Origin of the sequence: Cellvibrio sp. UBA7661, assembly GCA_002483365.1 — a bacterium.
GTDB lineage: Bacteria > Pseudomonadota > Gammaproteobacteria > Pseudomonadales > Cellvibrionaceae > Cellvibrio.
The window spans coordinates 185,811-206,200 of the sequence record DLHT01000005.1; the positions used below are offsets into that span (position 1 = coordinate 185,811).

At 48.5% G+C, this 20,390-nt stretch carries 18 protein-coding genes; 7 read left to right on the forward strand and 11 right to left on the reverse strand.

Annotation, left to right across the window (positions count from 1 at the left end; translation table 11 throughout):
- Positions 1 to 8: 8 nt before the first annotated feature.
- From B2739_RS03350 to B2739_RS03365, 4 genes are read right to left on the reverse strand one after another with little or no spacing between them, the layout of a single operon-like run.
- The gene (locus B2739_RS03350; RefSeq protein WP_331344460.1) at positions 9 to 848 is read right to left on the reverse strand and encodes a penicillin-binding transpeptidase domain-containing protein; all 840 of its coding nucleotides are present in this window, start codon (positions 846 to 848) and stop codon (positions 9 to 11) included.
- Between the two features lie 26 nt (positions 849 to 874).
- A complete protein-coding gene (locus tag B2739_RS03355; protein ID WP_331344461.1) occupies positions 875 to 2,065 on the reverse strand; it encodes a glutathionylspermidine synthase family protein in 1,191 nt (396 codons plus the stop codon).
- Positions 2,066 to 2,068: 3 nt separating this feature from the next.
- Positions 2,069 to 2,653, reverse strand: coding sequence for a DUF1190 domain-containing protein (locus B2739_RS03360; protein ID WP_331344462.1), 585 nt, complete (start codon positions 2,651 to 2,653; stop codon positions 2,069 to 2,071).
- A 17-nt stretch (positions 2,654 to 2,670) separates the two neighbouring features.
- A complete protein-coding gene (locus B2739_RS03365) occupies positions 2,671 to 3,084 on the reverse strand; it encodes a DUF350 domain-containing protein (protein WP_331344463.1) in 414 nt (137 codons plus the stop codon).
- Positions 3,085 to 3,292: 208 nt separating this feature from the next.
- Here B2739_RS03365 and B2739_RS03370 point away from each other — a divergent pair, with 208 nt between their 5' ends.
- From B2739_RS03370 to cysK, 5 genes are all read left to right on the forward strand, one after another.
- Positions 3,293 to 4,264, forward strand: a complete 972-nt coding sequence (locus B2739_RS03370) for an HlyD family secretion protein (RefSeq protein ID WP_331344464.1) — start codon at positions 3,293 to 3,295, stop codon at positions 4,262 to 4,264.
- Positions 4,265 to 4,310: 46 nt separating this feature from the next.
- Positions 4,311 to 5,228, forward strand: a complete 918-nt coding sequence (locus tag B2739_RS03375; protein ID WP_414633207.1) for an ABC transporter ATP-binding protein — start codon at positions 4,311 to 4,313, stop codon at positions 5,226 to 5,228.
- A gap of 11 nt (positions 5,229 to 5,239) precedes the next feature.
- Positions 5,240 to 6,349, forward strand: a complete 1,110-nt coding sequence (locus tag B2739_RS03380) for an ABC transporter permease (RefSeq protein WP_331344466.1) — start codon at positions 5,240 to 5,242, stop codon at positions 6,347 to 6,349.
- Positions 6,350 to 6,531: 182 nt separating this feature from the next.
- Entirely contained in the window at positions 6,532 to 7,848 is a 1,317-nt protein-coding gene (locus tag B2739_RS03385; RefSeq protein ID WP_331344467.1) for a lytic murein transglycosylase, read from the forward strand.
- Between the two features lie 74 nt (positions 7,849 to 7,922).
- Positions 7,923 to 8,834, forward strand: coding sequence for a cysteine synthase A (cysK, locus tag B2739_RS03390; RefSeq protein WP_331344468.1), 912 nt, complete (start codon positions 7,923 to 7,925; stop codon positions 8,832 to 8,834).
- 101 nt (positions 8,835 to 8,935) lie between these two features.
- Here cysK and B2739_RS03395 read toward each other — a convergent pair whose 3' ends face one another.
- The gene (locus B2739_RS03395; RefSeq protein WP_331344469.1) at positions 8,936 to 10,489 is read right to left on the reverse strand and encodes an alpha-N-arabinofuranosidase; all 1,554 of its coding nucleotides are present in this window, start codon (positions 10,487 to 10,489) and stop codon (positions 8,936 to 8,938) included.
- A 215-nt stretch (positions 10,490 to 10,704) separates the two neighbouring features.
- Between B2739_RS03395 and dinB the strand changes: the two genes are divergently transcribed.
- Positions 10,705 to 11,841: a DNA polymerase IV gene (dinB, locus tag B2739_RS03400; RefSeq protein ID WP_331344470.1), complete on the forward strand. Its 1,137-nt coding sequence runs from the start codon at positions 10,705 to 10,707 to the stop codon at positions 11,839 to 11,841.
- 51 nt (positions 11,842 to 11,892) lie between these two features.
- Here the strand turns inward: dinB and B2739_RS03405 are convergent, their stop codons facing one another.
- A complete protein-coding gene (locus B2739_RS03405) occupies positions 11,893 to 13,206 on the reverse strand; it encodes a glycosyl hydrolase (RefSeq protein ID WP_331344471.1) in 1,314 nt (437 codons plus the stop codon).
- Positions 13,207 to 13,391: 185 nt separating this feature from the next.
- A complete protein-coding gene (locus B2739_RS03410; protein WP_331344472.1) occupies positions 13,392 to 13,742 on the reverse strand; it encodes a pentapeptide repeat-containing protein in 351 nt (116 codons plus the stop codon).
- Positions 13,743 to 14,210: 468 nt separating this feature from the next.
- Here B2739_RS03410 and uxaC point away from each other — a divergent pair, with 468 nt between their 5' ends.
- A complete protein-coding gene (uxaC, locus tag B2739_RS03415; RefSeq protein WP_331344473.1) occupies positions 14,211 to 15,626 on the forward strand; it encodes a glucuronate isomerase in 1,416 nt (471 codons plus the stop codon).
- 113 nt (positions 15,627 to 15,739) lie between these two features.
- Here uxaC and B2739_RS03420 read toward each other — a convergent pair whose 3' ends face one another.
- From B2739_RS03420 to B2739_RS03435, 4 genes are all read right to left on the reverse strand, one after another.
- Complete coding sequence (locus B2739_RS03420; RefSeq protein ID WP_331344474.1) at positions 15,740 to 16,621, reverse strand: SMP-30/gluconolactonase/LRE family protein; 882 nt, start codon at positions 16,619 to 16,621, stop codon at positions 15,740 to 15,742.
- Between the two features lie 83 nt (positions 16,622 to 16,704).
- A complete protein-coding gene (locus tag B2739_RS03425) occupies positions 16,705 to 18,270 on the reverse strand; it encodes a sodium/sugar symporter (RefSeq protein WP_331344475.1) in 1,566 nt (521 codons plus the stop codon).
- Between the two features lie 321 nt (positions 18,271 to 18,591).
- Positions 18,592 to 19,377 (reverse strand): SDR family NAD(P)-dependent oxidoreductase, encoded by a 786-nt coding sequence (locus B2739_RS03430; protein WP_049630551.1) that lies wholly within the window; start codon positions 19,375 to 19,377, stop codon positions 18,592 to 18,594.
- A gap of 72 nt (positions 19,378 to 19,449) precedes the next feature.
- Positions 19,450 to 20,160: a FadR/GntR family transcriptional regulator gene (locus B2739_RS03435; protein ID WP_331344476.1), complete on the reverse strand. Its 711-nt coding sequence runs from the start codon at positions 20,158 to 20,160 to the stop codon at positions 19,450 to 19,452.
- Positions 20,161 to 20,390 lie beyond the last annotated feature (230 nt).

The following is a 20,390-nucleotide window of genomic DNA, read 5'->3' on the forward strand; positions in this document are numbered from 1 at the left end:
CTGAAAAATCAGTTTTTCCACAACCCCAAATCACCCAGCAGCTGCAATGAAAACGCGCGGCGGAAATTTTTAATCATTGTAAAATTTTCCGCTTCAACATAGATCGCAAAAGCCGCAGCAGGTTTTGCATGCTGGTCTTTGGTATAACCGACATACCAACCTTCAAAAGCACCATCAAAGTTTTCTGGATCGATTGGACCCGCGCCCGTTTTGGCATAAAGAGAAAAATTATCTTTTGTTTCTTGCAGCGCGATTTTCTCAAATGCAGCGTAGGTTGTAGCTTTCACGCCACAACGGTTTTTGAGTAAGCAAACAACGAAACTCACCTGTTCCTTCGTCGATATTTTAAGCTGGCCATCCAACCAAAAAGAATCACTGGGCGGCGCAAAGTTTTGATTGCCATAACTAAACTGAGCCAACCATTTTTCGTATTGCTCCGATGTAATACGCGACACCAACTCTTGATAATACCAAGCCGCTGAATGCTTAAACGCGGACGCCAACGTTTGATCTTGCTTCCATGTAGCTGGCCAAAAATCCTTAGCTGGACGTTTTGCTGGAACCCATACAATTTTTTCATCAACCGATTTTGCTGCACCTGTTTCCAGCGCAATCAACGTATGGGGAATTTTAAAACTGGAATAAGGCGCATGCCGTTGATCCAATCCCTTTTTGTTGATCACATGGCAAGTGTTTGTTTTTAAATCCACAGCCAGAAAAGTGACTTTGTTAGTGCCAATGTGCGCAACATAAGGAGCGGTATCAATAAGTTTTGTCGTTTTACATATATCAGCAACTGCCACCAATGGCAGAAATGCAAGTAAACCAATCAACAACTGACTTTTCATTCAACTAACTCCCTATCTAATTATTTTCAATCCAAAATAATATGCGGTAAAAATCGCGATGAATCTTTGGTGATGAGCGTTGCATCTTCGCGGATACAAATACCCGCAGCGCTATCGCCTACTACCCAGCTGCCCAGCATTGCGTAAGTATCGGCATTGCGGTATTCATCGCGATACTTTGGCAGTGCGTGAAAAGCCTGGCGAATGTAGCGGCCATCGCTGTAAGGACCTGCGGCAGAAATTTTCTCACCGTTTACGGTAATTAAATCGACATTCGCACCTTCGCGGGAGAATAGCGGTTTGCGCACCCATCCTGCGCCAAAAGGTTCGCTGGATGCCGTTTCAAAAAACGCGGGCAATAAATTGGGATGATTGGGGTAGCGTGCCCACAACAGTGGCAAAATACCTTTATTGGATAACAGCATTTTCCACGCGGGTTCTATCATTTGGGTATTAGCGGCGGTGATTGCGCGAGCGAAATCTTCCTGCACCATAAATTCCCAAGGGTACAACTTGAACAAACCTTTAATTGGCTGATCATCCAGATCGACAAACTGTTCGTTATCGCCGTTCTTATCTGCAATAACACCAATATCTTCCAATGGAATATAGCGAACATCCACACCGGCTTGTGCAGCCATATCCATTAAATAATTTACTGTGCCGCGATCTTCAATATTGTCGCGCACGCTGGTGAAATAAAAGGGTTGCGGCACATTCAGTTGCGCAAAGGCAGCTTCGATTTTGTCGTGCAGGGAATTAAATTGATCGGCATGCTCAGGCAACACACCGTTTTTAATTTGGTCTTCCAACCACACCCATTGGAAAAAACCGGTTTCAAATAAAGATGTAGGCGTGTCGTAATTGAGTTCAAGTAATTTTGCAGGGCCGGTGCCGTTGTATACCAAATCCATCCGGCCGTATAAATGCGGATCGCCTTTGTTCCAGGAATTCCACACGTAGCTCCAATAATCGCGCGGAATATTCAGCAGCGTGAGCATTTCTTCGCTGCGGGTAATATCGCCCACCATATCCATCACCATTTGGTGAAGCTCTTCAGTGGGCGCTTCCAGATCATTTTCAATTTGTTGCAAAGTGAATTGGTAATAAGCGGTTTCATCCCAGTAGGGTTCGCCGTCGAAGGTGTGAAAATTAAACCCTACTTCTTCGGCGTAAGCGCGCCAATTAGCGCGCTCGGCAACACTGATGCGTTTCATGCATTAACCACCAAAACTATTACGCGACGCCGCTTGCGCACCAAAACCACCACGGCGTACCACTTGGCCTACTTGCGGTTTCACTTGCGATGGCTTCAGTGAGATAGGACCAATGCCTCCTGCAACCGGCGTGTTGGTTGCCGTGCGGAAAGTAGCGCGGTCATCACGCGATTTGTACAGCGGTTGTGTAGGCACATTGGTTCCAGCGCCCGCACCTGCTGCTGCGGGTTGCTGTAAATTGGCACCGCCGCGATTCATCATTTGCCCGGCGAGATACCCCATCATCATCGGCATAAATACGCTGCCGCCCGATGTGGTTTGTTGCGGTGCGGTTTCGCAATTGCCTGCACCAAAATCCACTTCGCATTCTTCTTTGTTTAAATATTTTGGCGCAACTTGCGGGTGCAGCGCTTGCGCAGCGGCGTAATCGGCCTCGCACTGTGCGGCACTATTTAATGCAGCGGCACTGCATTCACTGGGGTCGGTAAATACCATTGCCTGCTCACGCTCTTCACCACAACCGGCGAGCAACAAAGTAGCAACAGGAACCATCAATACCAAAGCGGCTTTTTTACTGCGTTTCATCATTTATTTCCTGTAAAAAATTAATAACTCATACACGCGGCGTTGATCAGACCAACTGCAACAGCAGTGGCGGCAACAAAAATACCGGTGGCGATTTCACCTTGATTAATACGCTCGGGCAATTGCTTGACTGCCACACGCAACACTACAAAGGTCAACGCCTGAACGATTAACGCAACAGCGCCCCATACCGCACAATCCAGCAATGACAGCGAGTTTGTAATGGCACTGGACAACGGCAGTGCAAAACCAATCAAGGCACCACCAAAGGCAAGCGCCGCAGCGGGATTGTTCGCTTTTATCAGCGCCAGCTCATCTTGTGGTGTTAGCCAGGTGTAGATACGTATAAAAATCAGGACTAATACAATCGCCACCGCAAAATAGACAAGAAAAGGTGGAATACCGTTGAGTGATGACAATGTTGTGGCAAGCATGTGATGTCCTTGATTGAAAAAATGAAATTGAAAAACCGAAATCGAAACAATACCGGGAAAGGAAATTGGGCGGATTCTGACACAAATCAAGTGTCGACTCTATCTTGCTGAACTTGTGAATACTACCTATAACTTTTAACAATGATTGGCCGCCATTTCTGGCAGACTTGTTAAACACACCAGATGCATCAATAGCCCAGGGAATTGTATGAACGCTTTTTTACCGCATTCGTTGTTATTGGCGTTGTTATTGGTGATCGCACTGCAACTCACCGCTTGTAGCGAGCAGAACACCAACCTCGCGCTGGGCACACTGGAGCGCGACCGCGTTGTACTCAAAGCCACCGCTGCAGAAATCATCACCCAATTACCGATTACTGAAGGCAGTGAAGTAAAAGCGGGCGATTTATTGGTACAGCTCGACAACCGCCGCCAGCAGGCGCTAGTCGCCAAGGCCGAGGCCAACCTCGCCAGCGCCCAGGCTAACCTCAACAAACTGCAAAACGGCGCGCGCCCGGAAGATATTGCGGTGGCTCGCTCGCAAGTCAAAGGCGCCGAGGCGCAATTAATAGAAGCGCAAAAAACCTTTGCCCGCGCCGAGACACTGGTAAGTAAAAAACTCGCGGGCGCGGCCGAGTTGGATAGCGCCCGCGCCAAACGCGATTCAGCGCAAGCCAATCTGGATAAATCCCACGAAAATTTATTGCTGCTGACTAACGGCACCCGCGAAGAGGACTTGCAGCAAGCCGAAGCGCAAGTTGCGCTCGCCAAGGCCGCACTGGAATTGGAGCAATACAATTTGAGCGAACTGAGCATTCGCGCCACTGGCGATGCGCGGCTGGATCACCTGCCCAAACACTTGGGCGAACGCACCAGCATAGGTGAAGCGGTCGCGACCCTGCTCGATAAACATGCGCCCTACGCGCGGATTTATGTCCCTGAAACCCATCGCCTGAAAGTGAGTGCGGGGCAGGAATTGGTGATCCATGTGGATGGGCTGGATCAACCCCAAACCGGAAAACTGCGCTGGATCTCCCAAGACCCGGCCTTTACGCCCTACTTTGCACTCAACTCCACAGATCGCGCTCGCCTTGTCTATTTGGCGGAAGTGCAGCTGCCCGACTCAGCGGCCAATTTGCCCAGCGGTTTGCCAGTACAGGTTGAGCTGCCCCATGACTGATTCACTACAAATCGGGGCGAATGAATGGGCGATAGAGACACGCGGTATGACCCGCCGTTTCGGCGATTTTGTCGCGGTAGATTCGCTCGATTTACGCATCCCCCACAAAACGATTTACGGCTTCCTCGGCTCCAACGGCTGCGGCAAATCGACCAGCATGCGGCTGATCACCGGCCTGCTCACCCCCAGTGCGGGCAGCGTGCGGGTATTGGGAATGGATATTCCCGCACAGGCGGAATTGCTGCGCCGTCGCCTCGGTTATATGACGCAAAAGTTTTCGCTTTACGACGATTTAACCGTGCAAGAAAACCTGCGTTTTATGGCGCAGATCTACAACCTTGAAAGCCGCAGCGTAAAACAGCTGATCGACAGCCAGCTCAGCCGCTATCAATTGGATGAGCGCAAAACCCGTCTGGCAGGTTCGCTTAGCGGCGGGCAACGCCAACGGTTGGCCTTAGCGGCAGCGACTTTACATCAACCCGAATTATTGATTCTGGATGAACCCACCTCCGCCGTAGACCCGGAAAACCGGCGCGACTTTTGGGAGAAGTTATTTGACCTCTGCGATAGCGGCACCACCATTCTGGTTTCCACCCATTACATGGACGAAGCCGAGCGCTGCCACGGTTTGGCGATTATGGAGGGCGGCGTGAAACGCGCCGATGGTTCACCCACACAACTGATGCGCGAACTGGGTGCCAAGGTGGTGGAGATAGACGGCGAGAATTTGCGCCTGCTTAAACAGCAATTGGGCAAACTGCCGGAGGTGGTCTCCACCGCGCAACAGGGCACACACTTGCGCGTACTTATCAAAGAATCTATTGATGAGCCGGAAAGCTGGCTGCGCATTACACATCCCACATTAGTCGCCAATCGCCAGATACATGCGGTAAGGCCAAGCCTTGAAGATGTGTTTGTCCACTGCACTGGCAGCAACGCCGTTGGGCAAGGGGCTCGTCAATGAAGGGAACGGCAATGAACGCTCTCGCCCGGAGCTTGCAGCGGATCGGCGCCATTGTGTTTAAGGAGCTGCGCCAGCTCACGCGCGACCGCCCCACCTTTGGCATGGTGGTGATGGTGCCGCTGATCCAACTGTTGTTGTTTGGTTTTGCGATCAACACCAATGTGCGCGATTTGCCAGTGGGCGTGGTGGATTTAAGTCACACGCAAACGGCGCGGGCACTGATCAGCGACCTTACCGCCACCCAGGTGGTGAGTTTTACCGAAACCTATCAAACACCCGCACTGGCGGAAGATGCGATCCGCCGCGGCCATGTGCATGCGGTGCTGGTGATTCCCGAGGATTTTGGCCAGCGCCTGCAAGACCAACGCCCTATCGCCCAATGGTTGATTGACGGCTCGGATACTATGGTCAGCAACGCCCTGCTCGCCCTGCAACAAATGCACTTTGCCAGCGGTTTTGAAGCGCAGCCCATCGCGCGCAAAAGTACCTTTGAAATCGCACTCTTTTTTAACCCGGAGCGGCGCTCGGCAGTGAACATTGTGCCGGGGCTGGTGGCGATTGTGCTTACCATGACCATGGTGATGTTCACCTCGGCAGCGCTGGTGCGTGAGCGCGAACGCGGCAATCTGGAATTGCTGATCACTACGCCGGTGCGCTCCAGCGAAATTATGATCGGCAAAATTGTGCCCTATATTTTTGTCGGCCTGATCCAGATGGCGATTATTCTCGGCCTCGGCCATTTGATTTTTGATGTACCGGTGAATGGCCGTTTGGATCAATTGGTGCTCGGCGTATTTGCGTTTATCAGCGCCAGCCTCACACTCGGCCTGCTGGTTTCTACCATCGCAAAAACCCAATTGCAGGCGATGCAACTCACGGTGTTTTTGCTGATTCCATCGATACTACTTTCCGGCTTTATGTTCCCTTACGAGGGCATGCCCGAAGCGGCGCAATGGATTGCCGAAGCGCTACCCGCAACTCACTTTATTCGCATGGTGCGTGCCATTGTGTTGCGCGGCGCAACCTTGGAGGATTTGCAGCCAGACTTGTGGTGGTTGATCGGGTTTACGGTGCTGGGTGTTATTGCCGCCGCCAGCCGATTCAAGAAACGGTTGGATTAACTTCAACTCACACTTTTTTACGTTTGGGGCGTGTCGATAAAAGCCTAGCGCGCAATTCAATAGGCTTTTATCACCAGCTTGGCGTTATCATAGCCACTCATTTAATGACGCTAATGCTGCTGCGAATCGCTCATTTTGCACGCGACTGTTGCTTGGGCAGTAATTGATCACCCGGAGTTTTTATGAATTCTATGCGTAACCTGTTATCGGCTATTTGTTGTATGAGCCTGCTCTCTTGCGCGCAAACACCCACAACACCGCATCAAACCGAACAACAATCTGCTGCCAAAACGGCAGAAAAAAATACACCCACTGCATCTACCAATACGGCAGCGGCTTCACCTCTCCAGACTGCCGCGCCCATGATTTCCAACGCGGACTTTTCCGCTTGTTTGAAAACATTTTCAAACAAAGCAAAACATGAGGGCATTTCCGACAACATCATCCGCACCGGTTTGGGCAACGCCAAACTGAATAAACGCGTGTTGGAATTGGATCGCCAACAACCGGAATTTACCGCGACCTTTGCCGATTATTTTAATCGCCGCGTCACGGCACAACGGGTCGCGCAAGGCCGTGAGCTGTGGAAAAAACACAGCGCATTACTGAGCCACGTTGAACAGGAATACGGCGTGCCCGCGCCTTACTTGCTGGCATTTTGGGGATTGGAAACCAACTTTGGCAGCTACTATGGCAACATCCCCGTTGTGGATTCACTCGCTACACTCGCGTGCGACCCAAGACGCAGCGAATTTTTTACCATCGAATTAATTAATGCACTGCGCATTTTGGATAAAGGCGATATAGCGCCAAACAAAATGGTAGGTTCCTGGGCAGGTGCAATGGGCAACTTCCAATTTATGCCATCTGCCTATTTAAAAAATGCCGTGGATTTTGATGGGGACAACAAGCGCGATTTGTGGAACAGCAAATCCGATGCGTTCGCCTCTGCTGCGTATTTCTTAAAAAGTCTGGGATGGAATAACGATACCCGCTGGGGGCGCGAAGTAAAATTGCCGCGCAATTTTCCCTTTATGGAAGCCGGTTTGAAAAATCACAAATCCATTGCCGAGTGGAGCAAATTGGGCGTGATGCGTGCCGACAATACACCACTCCCGGCAGCGGAAATAACTGCATCATTACTGGTGCCTGCAGGCCACCAAGGTCCGGCATTTTTAGTGTACGACAACTTCAATGTCATCATGCGCTGGAACCGTTCGGAATTTTATGCGATTGCAGTTGGGCAGCTGGCCGATCAAATTGCCGGTGGCGGAAAATTAATGCAACCGCCGCCCACCGATGCACCGCGCTTACATCGCCAACAGGTCATTCAACTGCAAGAAACACTTAACCAAAAAGGTATTGACGCAGGAAAGCCCGACGGTATTTTTGGCCCCGGCACTCGCCGTGCGCTCAGTGAATTCCAACATCAACAAGGCCTGATTGCCGATGGTTTCCCCAACCGGAAAACACTCGATTTATTAGGCATTCACTATTAATTCTGTAACCGGCTATTTTATTCACAACATTATTTACTGCTTGAACCTGCAAGCGCTACACGAGGGATAATCTCATGAAAGTCGATAATATTTTGCAAACCATTGGCAACACTCCGCACGTCCGCATCAACCATTTATTCCGCAGCGATATTGAAGTGTGGATGAAGGTGGAACGTTTTAATCCCGGCTCCAGCATTAAAGACCGTATCGCACTCGCGATGATTGAAGATGCCGAAGCAAAAGGCTTGATCAACAAAGACACCGTAATTATCGAGCCGACATCGGGTAACACCGGTATTGGCCTTGCGCTGGTGTGCGCGGTAAAAGGGTATCGCCTTATTCTCACCATGCCGGAATCCATGTCAGTTGAACGCCGCAAAAATATGAAAGCGTTAGGCGCTGAATTGGTGCTGACACCAAAAGAATTGGGCATGGGTGGTTGTATCGCCAAAGCCAATGAATTACTCGCCGAAAATCCTAACAGCTGGATGCCACAACAATTCAACAACCCCGCCAACGTGGAAGTTCACCGCAACACTACCGCACAAGAAATTCTTGCGGATTTCCCCGAAGGTCTTGATTACATGATCACCGGTGTCGGCACCGGCGGCCACATCACCGGCTGTAGTGAAGCATTGAAAGAAAAATTCCCGCATTTAAAAACCTTGGCGGTAGAACCGGAAAAATCCCCGGTGATCAGCGGCGGTCCAAAAGGCTTACACCGCTTGCAAGGCATTGGAGCCGGATTTATTCCACAGGTGTTAAACAAAGAGACGCTAGACGGCACAGTACTGGTCAGCGAAGAAGCCTCGTTTGAAATGGCTCGCCAATGCGCATTAAAAGAAGGGATTTTTGTAGGCATCTCCTCCGGGGCGACGCTTGCCGCTGTCGCGCAAAAACAAGCAGAGATGAAACCCGGCAGCCGAGTGATTATTTTCAGTTACGATACCGGTGAGCGCTATTTATCGATTGAAGATTTGTTTTGATAAAACGTGTAAACGCAAAACAAAAAGGGCGCAATTACTTGCGCCCTTTTTGTTTCTACCGGTTTTTATTTAAAGCACTATTTGCTCTGCATCACCCGACATTACTCTACCGCAACCACTACAACTGATTTAGCGGGCAGTGATAATGCGAGTTTGCCATTTTCTGCTTTTGCAGAATAAGCGGCAGGTTTAATCGCGTCTGGTTTTGCAAATGTATTGTGTGTATCCATCGCTGCTGCGGTCAGTATTTCTCCGTTAACACTTTTCATGTTTACGCCCGCAAGGCTTACATTCACGGTTTCCGCTTTGTTCGGATTGGCGTTAACCAGCGCGATATAAATTTTGCCATCTTTAGCGCGCGCAGCTGTTGCACTCACCGCAGGAATAGATGCATCACCCAAGGTGTATTTGGGTACATCTTTTAATTCCAGAGGCAAGCTGGTTGCATCCTGGAAGGGCTTGTACATTTTGAACACGTGATAGGTCGGCGTCAGGATCATTTTTTCCTTATCGGTCAAAATCATCGCCTGCAATACGTTAACCATTTGCGCAATGATACTCATGTGCACACGGTCGGCGTGTTTGTGGAAAATATTGAAGTTGAGCGCCGCTACGATCGCATCGCGCATGGTGTTTTGTTGGTAAAGGAAACCAGGATCGTCATCACCGGTTACGTCGTACCATGTGCCCCATTCATCCACATAGAAACCAACTTTTTTCTCGGGATCATTTTTATCCATCACTTTTTTGTTGTTGACAATGAACTGATCCATTTTCAACGTGTTAACCATGGTGGACATCCACTCTTTTTCCGGGAAGCCGGTGGCTGCGCCTTTTACCGTCCAATCGCCGGTTGGCAAGGTGTAGTAGTGGAAGCTCACCGCATCCATACGCATTGCCCAATTCGGTTTTACGTTGGCAGTGAGGTGATCTGCCCAGCTGGTATCTTCAGTGTGGCCGCCGCTCGCAATTAAAATAGGCGTGTTGTCTTTTGGCGTTTTGAGGAAGCTGGCGTACTGTTTGTACAGATGCGTGTAGAACTCTGGCGTCATGTTACCGCCACAACCCCAGGCTTCGTTACCAATCGCAAAATAGTGTACGCGGAAGGGTTTATCGCGGCCGTTTTTGCGACGCAGCTCGGCCAGTGTAGATTTGCTGTCTGAAGTCATATATTCCAGCCACTCAGCCATCTCTTGCGGGGTGCCGGTACCCAGGTTGCCATTCACATAGGCTTCCGCGCCAAGCATCTCAACCAGATCAAAGAACTCGTGCGTACCCACGGCGTTATCTTCTATCACGCCGCCCCAGTTGGTATTCACGCGTGCCGGGCGCTTATCGCGCGGGCCAATACCTTCGCGCCAGTGATATTCATCGGCAAAACAACCGCCTGGCCAACGCACCAGCGGAACTTGCAATTCTTTCAGCGCACCCACGACGTCATTACGCCAGCCTTTGGTATTGGGGATTTTGGATTTGGGGCCAACCCAAATGCCTTCGTATATACCGCGCCCAAGGTGCTCAGCAAATTGGCCATAGATATTTTTATTAATGACAGGACCGGGCTTGGTGGTGTCTACACTCACTTGGGTATTGGCAAACACCAGCGATGAGGCACACAGCCCTATAGCGGCGGCAAGCGGCTTGATGAAACGCATAGAAGGTTCTCCATTGTTTGTATTTATCGTTAACTTCAAATGATGAAGGATAATCATGGCATCATCATATTGTCATACAAGTTAACCTAATTTTACCCATTAATCGAATTGCTGCCAGCGCCTGTCAGGATATTCGCCTGCCGGAGTCCGGCCCCGGCTGTCATTTTTCATATACTGTGTTTAAATACAGTATCGATCCAATATTGACCTGCCCCATGCGTAAAATTATTCATCTGGATGCCGACTGTTTTTTTGCAGCGATTGAAATGCGCGATGACCCTTCGCTGCTCAATCGCCCGATTGCCGTGGGCGGCCGCAGTGAAAGCCGCGGGGTTATTTCTACCTGCAATTACGAAGCACGAAAGTTCGGTGTGCGCTCCGCCATGCCTAGCAGCCACGCCAAACGCCTCTGCCCGGATTTGATCTTATTACCCCACCGTATGGACGCGTACCGCGAAGCTTCGCTGCAGATGCGCAGTATTTTTTACGAATACACCGAATATGTTGAGCCACTATCATTAGATGAAGCTTTTTTGGATGTCAGCGATTCAGAATTTCATCACGGCAGTGCCACCTTGATCGCGCAGGAAATCCGCGCGCGCATCCATAAAGAAATCGGGATTACTGTCTCTGCCGGTATCGCACCGAATAAATTTCTCGCCAAAATCGCCAGCGACTGGAATAAACCCAATGGGCAATTTGTTATTACGCCGGCGAAAGTACCTGATTTTGTGGCGCAATTACCGGTTAATAAAATTTATGGCGTAGGCAAAGCTATGGCGAGTAAATTAGCTGAACTGGCTATTTTTACCTGCAGCGATTTGCATAAATTTTCAGTATTTGAATTAACCCAGCGTTTCGGGCAAATGGGCGCGCGCTTGTATCATTTGAGCCGCGGCATTGATGAGCGCCCCGTAAACGTTGACCGCCGCCGCAAATCGTTAAGCGTCGAAAATACCTTTGCGCAGGATTTGCCCGGCATAACCCAATGCCTGAATGAAATCCCCTCACTCAGCCAACAATTGGCGATTCGCTTACGGCGAGTCGATGATGATTACAAAGTGGTTAAGCTGTTTGTAAAAATCAAATTTTCCGATTTCAGTATCACCACCATCGAGCGCAGTGCCAGCGCGGTATCGCTCGCAGAATTACAAAGCTTGTGCACTGAGGCTTATGAACGCAAAGGAATGCCGGTACGTTTGCTTGGGGTGGGAGTACGATTTATTGATTTGCGGGAGAACAATCATTTTTTTCAGCTGGAATTGTTTAACACAGAATTACATGCATACCATAAGCAACACACCATTCCTGTTTCCGTAACAGAAACGCCGCTCTCGCTACCAACACAGTAAAAATAAAAACGGCCCCCAATGGGAGCCGCTTTCATCACCCGTTACACGCTTTTATTTCACTCGGGTTTCAATGGTATAAACCCCGGAAATATCACGGTTAAATGCAGTGAAATCGTCTTTATAGAATTCACGGAAATCATCCAAGGTGCCGTTATTGATATTTTCATCACGGTTAGCAGGCACCCAATAGTGAGGGACATTTTTTCCATCTGGCCCGGGAACACCTTCTGGCGCATTACGCCAGGTGAGCAAGAACGAAATATTGCGTGCATCGACATCCGCCTTTAACGCCGCAATTAATTTACGGTACCACTGATTATCAAATTTACCTGCTTCAATATCCGGTGCGCGAATGCCAATTTCAGAGATTACCGGAATTTTTTCGCGCTCATCAGCCATACGCGCAACCAACGCAGCATTGGCAACTACATTTTTAAACCAGTTTTCGTTGTTTTCAACTTCACCGTAAGTATCGAACCCCAGCACATCAACATAGGCATCACCAGGGTAACGCTCCAAATAATTTGCTTCTGTTACCTCCCAGAAATTATTGGGTGAATACGCGTACAAAAAATTGTGCACGCCTTTGGTATCGCGCAAATATTCCACAGTGTATTGATAAAGTTGTTTATATTGCTCGGGGGTTGATTGTTCATTGCCCCACCAAAACCAGCTACCGGTATTTTCATGCAGTATGCGGAAAATCACGGGAATTAATTTGTCATTATCATCCTTCAAATTGTTAGCCCAATCGGCAAGCTGATCAAGATAACCGTTATACACGGCATTGGCTTCACCACCGGGTAACGCGGCGACAACCGCCGGGGTTTTATCCCAGGAGGTACCTGCTGGCCATTCACCTGCTTGTTTATCGCCAATTTGTTTAGACGTTAAAGGATTATCAAAATGCGAGCTCACGGTAATAATGCCACCGCGCGCATAAGCTTTTTTAATTTGCTCAACCACATCGCCTTCAGATTTTGGTGCAACGATAGAGAGCGTATCCCAACCATATACGGCAGCAAAATCACCTACCGCATTAAATGTATCGGATTGGGTTCCATCGGTGGCAGTGATAGTCAAGCCTTGCGTGGTTTCGTGCTGATGGCCAAACATAATCGATTCTTTGCGCTGTTTTTGCATGAACGCAAACAAGGAGCGGGTTTCGCTTGTGGCTTTTTTATCAACCAGAGCAACCTCGATTACAGTATTGCTTTGCTCCGCCACAATCTGGTTTACCACACTGGTTTCGGCAGACGCCGATGAAGAAACCACTGCAGAAGTCGATGAAGAGTCAGATGATTGATTACAGCCTGAAATAGTCAGCAGCATCGCTGCTAATAGCGAAAATAATAAATGCTTCATTGTTTTCCTCTCTGGAGTCTGGATTTTTAACCTTCGTTACGCAGCGTTAACGGCTAACGAAAAGGCAGTGGTTTTTTATAAAAATAATCGCTGCTGTGTTTTAAAAACGCACAACCGGCACGTCAAAGATCAGGCACCGGTTGTCAGAAGAGAGGTTTATCACCAGAGGCAAAAATTGCGTTCCGTTATGTAGATTGGTAGCGCACCCGGATTCCCAAATCAAATGACAAACGCAATTCATCTGCAGTCAGCTCACGCGGGAAAAAACATCCGGAAATATGCGCCTGGCAAAAACTGGCTCCTTCTAATTGGGTGGTCCGGAAGTCAAGGCCACGCAAGTCCGCTCCACGAAAATAGGCATCGCGTAAATCCAATCCGCTTACATCCAATTCGCGCAAATCCAAACCGCGGAAATCGCCGCCGCGCAACACCCCCTCTTTTATTTCACCACGCGCTTTGCGCTGGTTGAATTCTGCCACGCGCTCTGCTCGCAGCAGTCCGTAATAAGGGTTGTTGTGGATGATTGGTTTTGTCATAGCAGGCTCCATTTTTGCAAACACTTGAAGGATCAATACTTGCTTTGACTATAGCCCATTGATGAAGATTTGCTTAACCGATTCCACCACCGGCAACATTATACTGTAAACGGTTACATCCGTGTTTAAGAAGTGTAATTATCCTGTTAAATGCACCTGGAGGACTGTTGGTATTTTATCTGGCAAGCGTTACACTTACTGACAAGTTGCAAAATAGCAACGCGCCCAATTTTGAAGGTCATTGTTGTTTATCAATCTAGCCTTTGGGCAGGCAATCCTCGGTCAAACTTATTTCATCAGGTATCACCTGATGGGGTAACAATCATCAACCAGTCTCCTTTTCACAAGGTTCAGCGGCTCTTATGACGAGCCACGCTGTTGACATGCGTTGAGCGTTAATTTTTTCTTGCCATCGCACAGCCTCATGCGGATCTGCTGTGGCTTCGGCATTATTGAGGAATTGTGAGAATGAGCTTTATCCACGACGACTTTTTGCTCGATACCGAGCAGGCGAAAATTCTGTTCCATGAATACGCCAAGCAAATGCCCATCATTGATTACCACTGCCACCTCCCCCCGGAACAAGTAGGCCAAAATAAACAATTCAGAAATCTCTACGAAGTGTGGTTGGCAGGAGATCACTACAAATGGCGCGCTATGCGCTCAAACGGTGTGGACGAACGCTACTGTACTGGCGATGCCAGCGACTGGGAAAAATTTGAGAAATGGTGCGAAACCGTACCTTATACCCTGCGCAATCCGCTTTATCACTGGACGCATCTGGAACTGCGCAAACCCTTCGGCATTACCGACCGCCTGTTGGATAGCAGCAACGCCAAGCGCACCTGGGATGAATGCAATGAATTACTTGCCACACCGGAATTCAGTGCGCGCGGCTTGATGACACAGGCAAATGTGAAGATGGTGTGTACCACTGACGATCCGATTCACGACCTTGCGCACCACAAAACCGTTGCTGCGGATACCTCGTTCAAATCAGCGATGTTGCCAACCTGGCGGCCTGATCGCGCCATGATGGTGGACAACACCGAGGCCTATAACAAGTACCTTGATCGTCTTGCCATTGCGGCAGATATAAACATCAATACATTTGCTGATTTGATAAAAGCACTGGATATCCGCCACGATTATTTCCACGCAAATGGCTGCCGTTTATCGGATCACGGCTTGGAAACTGTCTATGCAGCCGATTACACGCAAGAAGAAATCAACGCGATTTTCCTGAAAATCCGCAACCACAAAGATCTGGATGCAATTGAAATTGAAAAATTCCAATCGGCGATGATGGTCGAATTTGCACTGCAGGATCACGCTAAAGGTTGGGTGCAGCAATTCCATATTGGTGCGATTCGCAACAATAACCCACGCCTGTTCCGCACTCTGGGAGCAGATACCGGATTTGACTCCATTGGCGACCACAACTACGCCAAACCGCTGGCCAAATTTTTGGGCCGTCTGGACGATCAAAACAAACTCGCCAAAACCATTATTTACAACCTGAACCCGCGCGATAACGAAGTGATCGGCACCATGATCGGCAACTTCCAGGACGGATCATCGGCTGGCAAAATCCAGTTTGGAAGCGGTTGGTGGTTCCTCGACCAGATGGATGGTATGACCCGTCAAATTGAGGCGCTTAGCCAGCTTGGCCTGCTGAGCCGCTTTGTGGGCATGCTGACGGATAGCCGCAGCTTCTTGAGCTATTCACGCCACGAATATTTCCGCCGCATTTTGTGTGGAATTTTGGGGCGCGATATGGCCAAAGGGTTAGTGCCTAACGACACCAAAATGGTAGGCAAAATGATTCAGGACATTAGCTTCAACAACGCGAAAAATTATTTCCCGTTTGTTGTTCCGGATTAATGATTAACGCGTTTTCACAAAGCCCGGTTCGCCGGGCTTTTTATTATCCATTCAACAGCAATCACTTAAAAACCACAGTTTCCTTAAAACCAACAATCATCTTAAAACCAACATCATCCGAAACGCTCTTCCAATAAACCGGTAACGTCAGTTTGAAAAATAAATAAATGGCCTGCTTGCGGCTGCTGCTGTAAAGCGGCATCGCTTAATCCCGCGCGCGCGCTGGTGACTGCAAGTAGACTTAAGTGCGCCCCGCCAAAAGCAACACAGGTTGGCTGGCTCACCGGCATTGGCAGAATAAAATCGATTTCTCCCAGAGGTGAATATCGCACTACCCTGCTCCCACCCCATTGCGCATTCCAAACACAACCTTGCGCATCAACACAAGCACCATCCGGCTCTATCCCTGCATCAGTTTGCGCAAACATATGTTTATTGGAAAGCTCGCCCGTCACCGCATCAAAATCATATACATTGATGGTGTGAGTGGGTGAGTCGGCGTGATACATCTTGCGCGAATCCGGGCTCCAACACAGCGCGTTGGAAATATGTAAACCGGTTAGATGTTGCTGCACATTTCCATCCACACTTAAGGAATAAAGCGATGCATATTCCCACGGCGTTTTTTGCTGTTCGCGGATGCTACCCATCCAGAAACGCCCCTGGCGATCACAACGCCCGTCATTGGAGCGATTGCCAATTAAATGCGCTTCCGGTTTTGCGATCCATTCCACTTCGCCCGTGTCTGGCGTAAACCAGGCAAACCCGGATGCAAATGCGGCGAGCAAACGCGAATCATTTTTTGCAAACGCAAAGCACCCAAGTTTTTCGGGCACATTCCAGTGCGATAAGGTTTTATCTTCCAGTTGATAACGATAAAGTTTTTGTGCGTGAATATCCGTCCACCAGAAACAACCATCCTGCGGATTCCACTGCACACCTTCACCCAACACATTCGCGCAAGGGACAATATCAACTAGCGTAAACGCAACCATAAGAAACACATCTTGTTAAAGTAAAAAAACAGATAAAAAAATGCCCCTGAACAGGGGCATTTTCCAAACAGGGCAAATACGGTTTACCACCAGGTAGCGTAGATCACAATCAACACCAACACTACCCCCAATGAAGCAGTATTAAAACCCGATGTAGTAGAGAAACTGACTCCGTTCAAATCGACTGCATTTGGTTGATCTTTTGCTCCACCCAAATAAGTCACTGCAGCAGCCAATACACAACACAGAATAAAGACCAAACCTACACGATCCATAAAGGGAACTTCGGGAATATAAATCTTAAACAGCCAGGAGAATGTAACCGACGCAATTGCTGCGGTCAGCGCAGAAGCTGCGGTCGCCTTCTTCCAGAAGAATCCAAACAGGAAAATCACCACAATACCCGGCGTAAAGAAGCCGGTAAATTCCTGAATGAATTGGAATGCCTGTTCAGATTTACCAACCAAAGGTTTAGCCAGCAACACTGCAATAATCATCGCAATTGCCGCAGTCAAACGCCCCACAAATACCAGCTTGTGTTCCGAGGCTTCAGGATTAAATGATTTTTTATAAATATCCATCGTGAAAATCGTGGACACGCTGTTGCTCATGGAACTGAGTGAAGATGCAATAGCAGCAACCAATGCAGCAAACGCAATACCTAATAAACCGTGCGGTAATAGTTTCATCATTTCAGGATATGCCTGATCAGCTTTTGTTAAATCTGGCGCAAGAACGACTGCGCAAATACCAGGCAACACAACAATAATGGGTACAAATAATTTTACGTAAGCCGCAAATGCCATACCTTTTTGCGCTTCCTGAAGACTTTTTGCAGCCAATGCACGCTGAATAATGTATTGGTTAAAACCCCAATAGCTGATATTCATAATCCACAAGCCACCAATCAATACCGAGATACCCGGCAGATTTGCGTAACTTGGGTTTTCTGGCGATAAAATCATATCGAATTTTTCCGGTGCTTTTTCCAGCAACGTAGAGAAACCGGAAACCACACCAGCACCATCAGAAATTTGGTTCAAGGCAAGATAGCTCACCAAAATCCCGCCCAATACTAATAGCGCAACCTGAATAATATCGGTCATGGCGACTGCTTTGAGTCCGCCATAAATGGAATAAGTCATGGAAAACAATGCAAGAAAGATCATCCCATAAAGCATATCCACACCGAGGAATTGCGAAATAGCGAGTGACCCCAAATATAACACCGAGGTTAAATTCACAAAGGTGTAAAGCGCGAGCCAGAAAATCGCCATCACAGTACGCACACGTCCGTCATAACGATTTTCCAAAAATTGCGGCATGGTATAAATGCCTTTGGCGAGGAAAATAGGCAAAAAATACTTAGCAATAATGATCAAGGTAATTGCTGCCATAAGTTCGTAAGCAGCAATCCCCATGCCTATCACATAACCGGAACCAGACATACCGATAATTTGTTCCGCCGAGATATTTGCTGCAATTAATGACGCACCAATCGCCCACCAAGGTAAGGATTTGCTTGCAAGAAAATAGTCATTGGCGTTTTTTTCGTGGCCTTTTTCATCGCGGGAAACCCACCAGGCAACACCCAGCAACATCAGTGTGTAGGCGACCAATACGCCAATATCCAAGCCGTTAAGAATCATGATTAACCTCTATGTAGCAGTACTTTGCACAAGCACGTGTTATTAAAAAATTTTGTTTTTATCAGGTCTGCGATTTTTTATGGAAGACTTTCTTGTGGCTGTGTTTATCCAATCGCTTTTTAACAATAGCTCTCTTTTTTTACTATTTTTTTCTCTGTTTTTATCTGTTTTTTTCTCTGTTTTTATCTGTTTTTACGCTGACTTTCTAACAAACGCTCCGTCTAAAAATTGCCCTTTTTAATAGCAAGAAGCATTCATCAGTTTGCTGATGAATGCTTCTTGTAATACACACCACTAACGCCAGTATGTAGGGGCTGTGCGTTAAATTCTCCCGCCATCGACAATAAATTCTTGCGATGTGATCATGGCAGAATCATCGGCCGCGAGGAACAGCGCGAGATTGGCAACATCATGTGCACCCAAACGCTTTTTCAGGCACACACGCTTCATCAATTCCGCTTCTTCTTCCGGGGTCAGCCATTTTTCCAATTGTTTGGGCGTTGCCACCCAACCCGGCAAAATAGAATTCACCCGAATATTATCCACGCCGTAATCCGTTGCCAGCGCTTTGGAGATCCCCAGAATTCCCGCCTTGGCAGTGATATAACTGGCCAGATTTGGCGGGCCAAATTGTACGTTGATCGAACTGATATTGATGATCGATCCACCACCCAATGCAACCATCATAGGGTGTACGGTTTGTGCCGCAAAAAAGGCGGGATGCAAATTAATCGCCAGACCGCGATACCAATTATCTGCCGTCATCGTACGGGTGTCGTAGCGCTGGTCATTGGCAGCGTTGTTCACCAGCACACTGATATCACCCACCATTTTTTGTGCGTTGAGCACACTCTGTTTGAGTGCGGCTATATCGCTTACATCGCACAGTTCAAACCAGGGACGAGCAAAACCTTTTTGTTCCAACTCGTCACACAATGCCAAAGCACCCGCTTCATCGATATCAATGAAAGCGACCTTTGCCCCCTGGGCCACAAATGCTTCCACCAAGGCTGCACCTATCCCGGTAGAGCCGCCGGTAATAAACACACTACGCCCAACCAGACTGGGGTAACGGGCGTATCCTTGGTGATTTGAAAAGCTCTGCATGTTGAATTCTCTCTGCTTGAACAGGTTCGCTTACCGATAGTAGCTTAGGTAGAAAACTCGGACCCTTGCAGTTTATTTCGGTTTTACCAGAGAGACATTAATTAGCTGCATAACCTCTTGCAGCAACACTTTTACTGCCCTGCTCGCCTCCTCTTTGTCACCCGCGCAAATAGCATCATAAATGCGCTTGTGATCGTCATAGTCAGCGGTCAATACACCTTTGAGCTGGTTGGTACTGGCAATACTGACGCGTAAGGCAACCTGAATGAACTCGCGCAACTGGAAGAAGAAGCGGTTGTTACTGGCAGCCAGGATCGCGCAATGGAACTCGATATCCGCAGAGAGTGGGTCATCATGCCCTTCATCCGCGCGCTTCATCCGCGCCAACGCATCGCCAATCGCTTTGATACCAGCGGCATCCTGATTATTTTCAGCAGCCAATACAGCTGCTTCCGGCTCAATCGCCATACGCAATTGGGTAAATTCACGCAGCAGCTCAAGCGATGGCCTGGCATTTAACGTCCAGCTCAGCACATCGGCATCAAACATATTCCAATGGCTGGAAGGCATTACCCGGATTCCCTGCCGCGGGCGCGATGCAATCAGCCCTTTGGCTGTGAGCATTTTTACCGCTTCACGGGTCACGCTGCGGCTGATATTGAATTGCTGCGATAGCTCAGCTTCCGTAGGGAATGACTTATCTATCGCATATTGACCTTGGACAATTGCCGCTCCCAGCTGATGAGTCAACTGGTGTGTGAGGTTGCGCCCTGTATCCAGCATAGTTAATTAGCCTATTTATATTATATATTTGCACTATATCCGGCAAGTGCTTTTATGTCTGCCCCTTTGGGCGAAAAAACATAGTTTATGTCGTTGATTACGCCGGATGTCGCCGTTCGGGGATCTAAAAAATAAAAACCCGCACCTGTACACAGGCGCGGGTTATTTAACAAGAGGATGCCATTTTAGTCACGCAAAAAATATTTACTGCTGACCGGCATTGTGGCTTC

Coding starts and splice junctions, on each gene's coding strand:
- B2739_RS03350 (WP_331344460.1), bottom strand. CDS start 848: ATGAAAAGTCAGTTGTTGATTGGTTTACTTGCATTTCTGCCATTGGTG.
- B2739_RS03355 (WP_331344461.1), bottom strand. CDS start 2,065: ATGAAACGCATCAGTGTTGCCGAGCGCGCTAATTGGCGCGCTTACGCC.
- B2739_RS03360 (WP_331344462.1), bottom strand. CDS start 2,653: ATGATGAAACGCAGTAAAAAAGCCGCTTTGGTATTGATGGTTCCTGTT.
- B2739_RS03365 (WP_331344463.1), bottom strand. CDS start 3,084: ATGCTTGCCACAACATTGTCATCACTCAACGGTATTCCACCTTTTCTT.
- B2739_RS03370 (WP_331344464.1), top strand. CDS start 3,293: ATGAACGCTTTTTTACCGCATTCGTTGTTATTGGCGTTGTTATTGGTG.
- B2739_RS03375 (WP_414633207.1), top strand. CDS start 4,311: ATGACCCGCCGTTTCGGCGATTTTGTCGCGGTAGATTCGCTCGATTTA.
- B2739_RS03380 (WP_331344466.1), top strand. CDS start 5,240: ATGAACGCTCTCGCCCGGAGCTTGCAGCGGATCGGCGCCATTGTGTTT.
- B2739_RS03385 (WP_331344467.1), top strand. CDS start 6,532: ATGAATTCTATGCGTAACCTGTTATCGGCTATTTGTTGTATGAGCCTG.
- cysK (WP_331344468.1), top strand. CDS start 7,923: ATGAAAGTCGATAATATTTTGCAAACCATTGGCAACACTCCGCACGTC.
- B2739_RS03395 (WP_331344469.1), bottom strand. CDS start 10,489: ATGCGTTTCATCAAGCCGCTTGCCGCCGCTATAGGGCTGTGTGCCTCA.
- dinB (WP_331344470.1), top strand. CDS start 10,705: ATGCGTAAAATTATTCATCTGGATGCCGACTGTTTTTTTGCAGCGATT.
- B2739_RS03405 (WP_331344471.1), bottom strand. CDS start 13,206: ATGAAGCATTTATTATTTTCGCTATTAGCAGCGATGCTGCTGACTATT.
- B2739_RS03410 (WP_331344472.1), bottom strand. CDS start 13,742: ATGACAAAACCAATCATCCACAACAACCCTTATTACGGACTGCTGCGA.
- uxaC (WP_331344473.1), top strand. CDS start 14,211: ATGAGCTTTATCCACGACGACTTTTTGCTCGATACCGAGCAGGCGAAA.
- B2739_RS03420 (WP_331344474.1), bottom strand. CDS start 16,621: ATGGTTGCGTTTACGCTAGTTGATATTGTCCCTTGCGCGAATGTGTTG.
- B2739_RS03425 (WP_331344475.1), bottom strand. CDS start 18,270: ATGATTCTTAACGGCTTGGATATTGGCGTATTGGTCGCCTACACACTG.
- B2739_RS03430 (WP_049630551.1), bottom strand. CDS start 19,377: ATGCAGAGCTTTTCAAATCACCAAGGATACGCCCGTTACCCCAGTCTG.
- B2739_RS03435 (WP_331344476.1), bottom strand. CDS start 20,160: ATGCTGGATACAGGGCGCAACCTCACACACCAGTTGACTCATCAGCTG.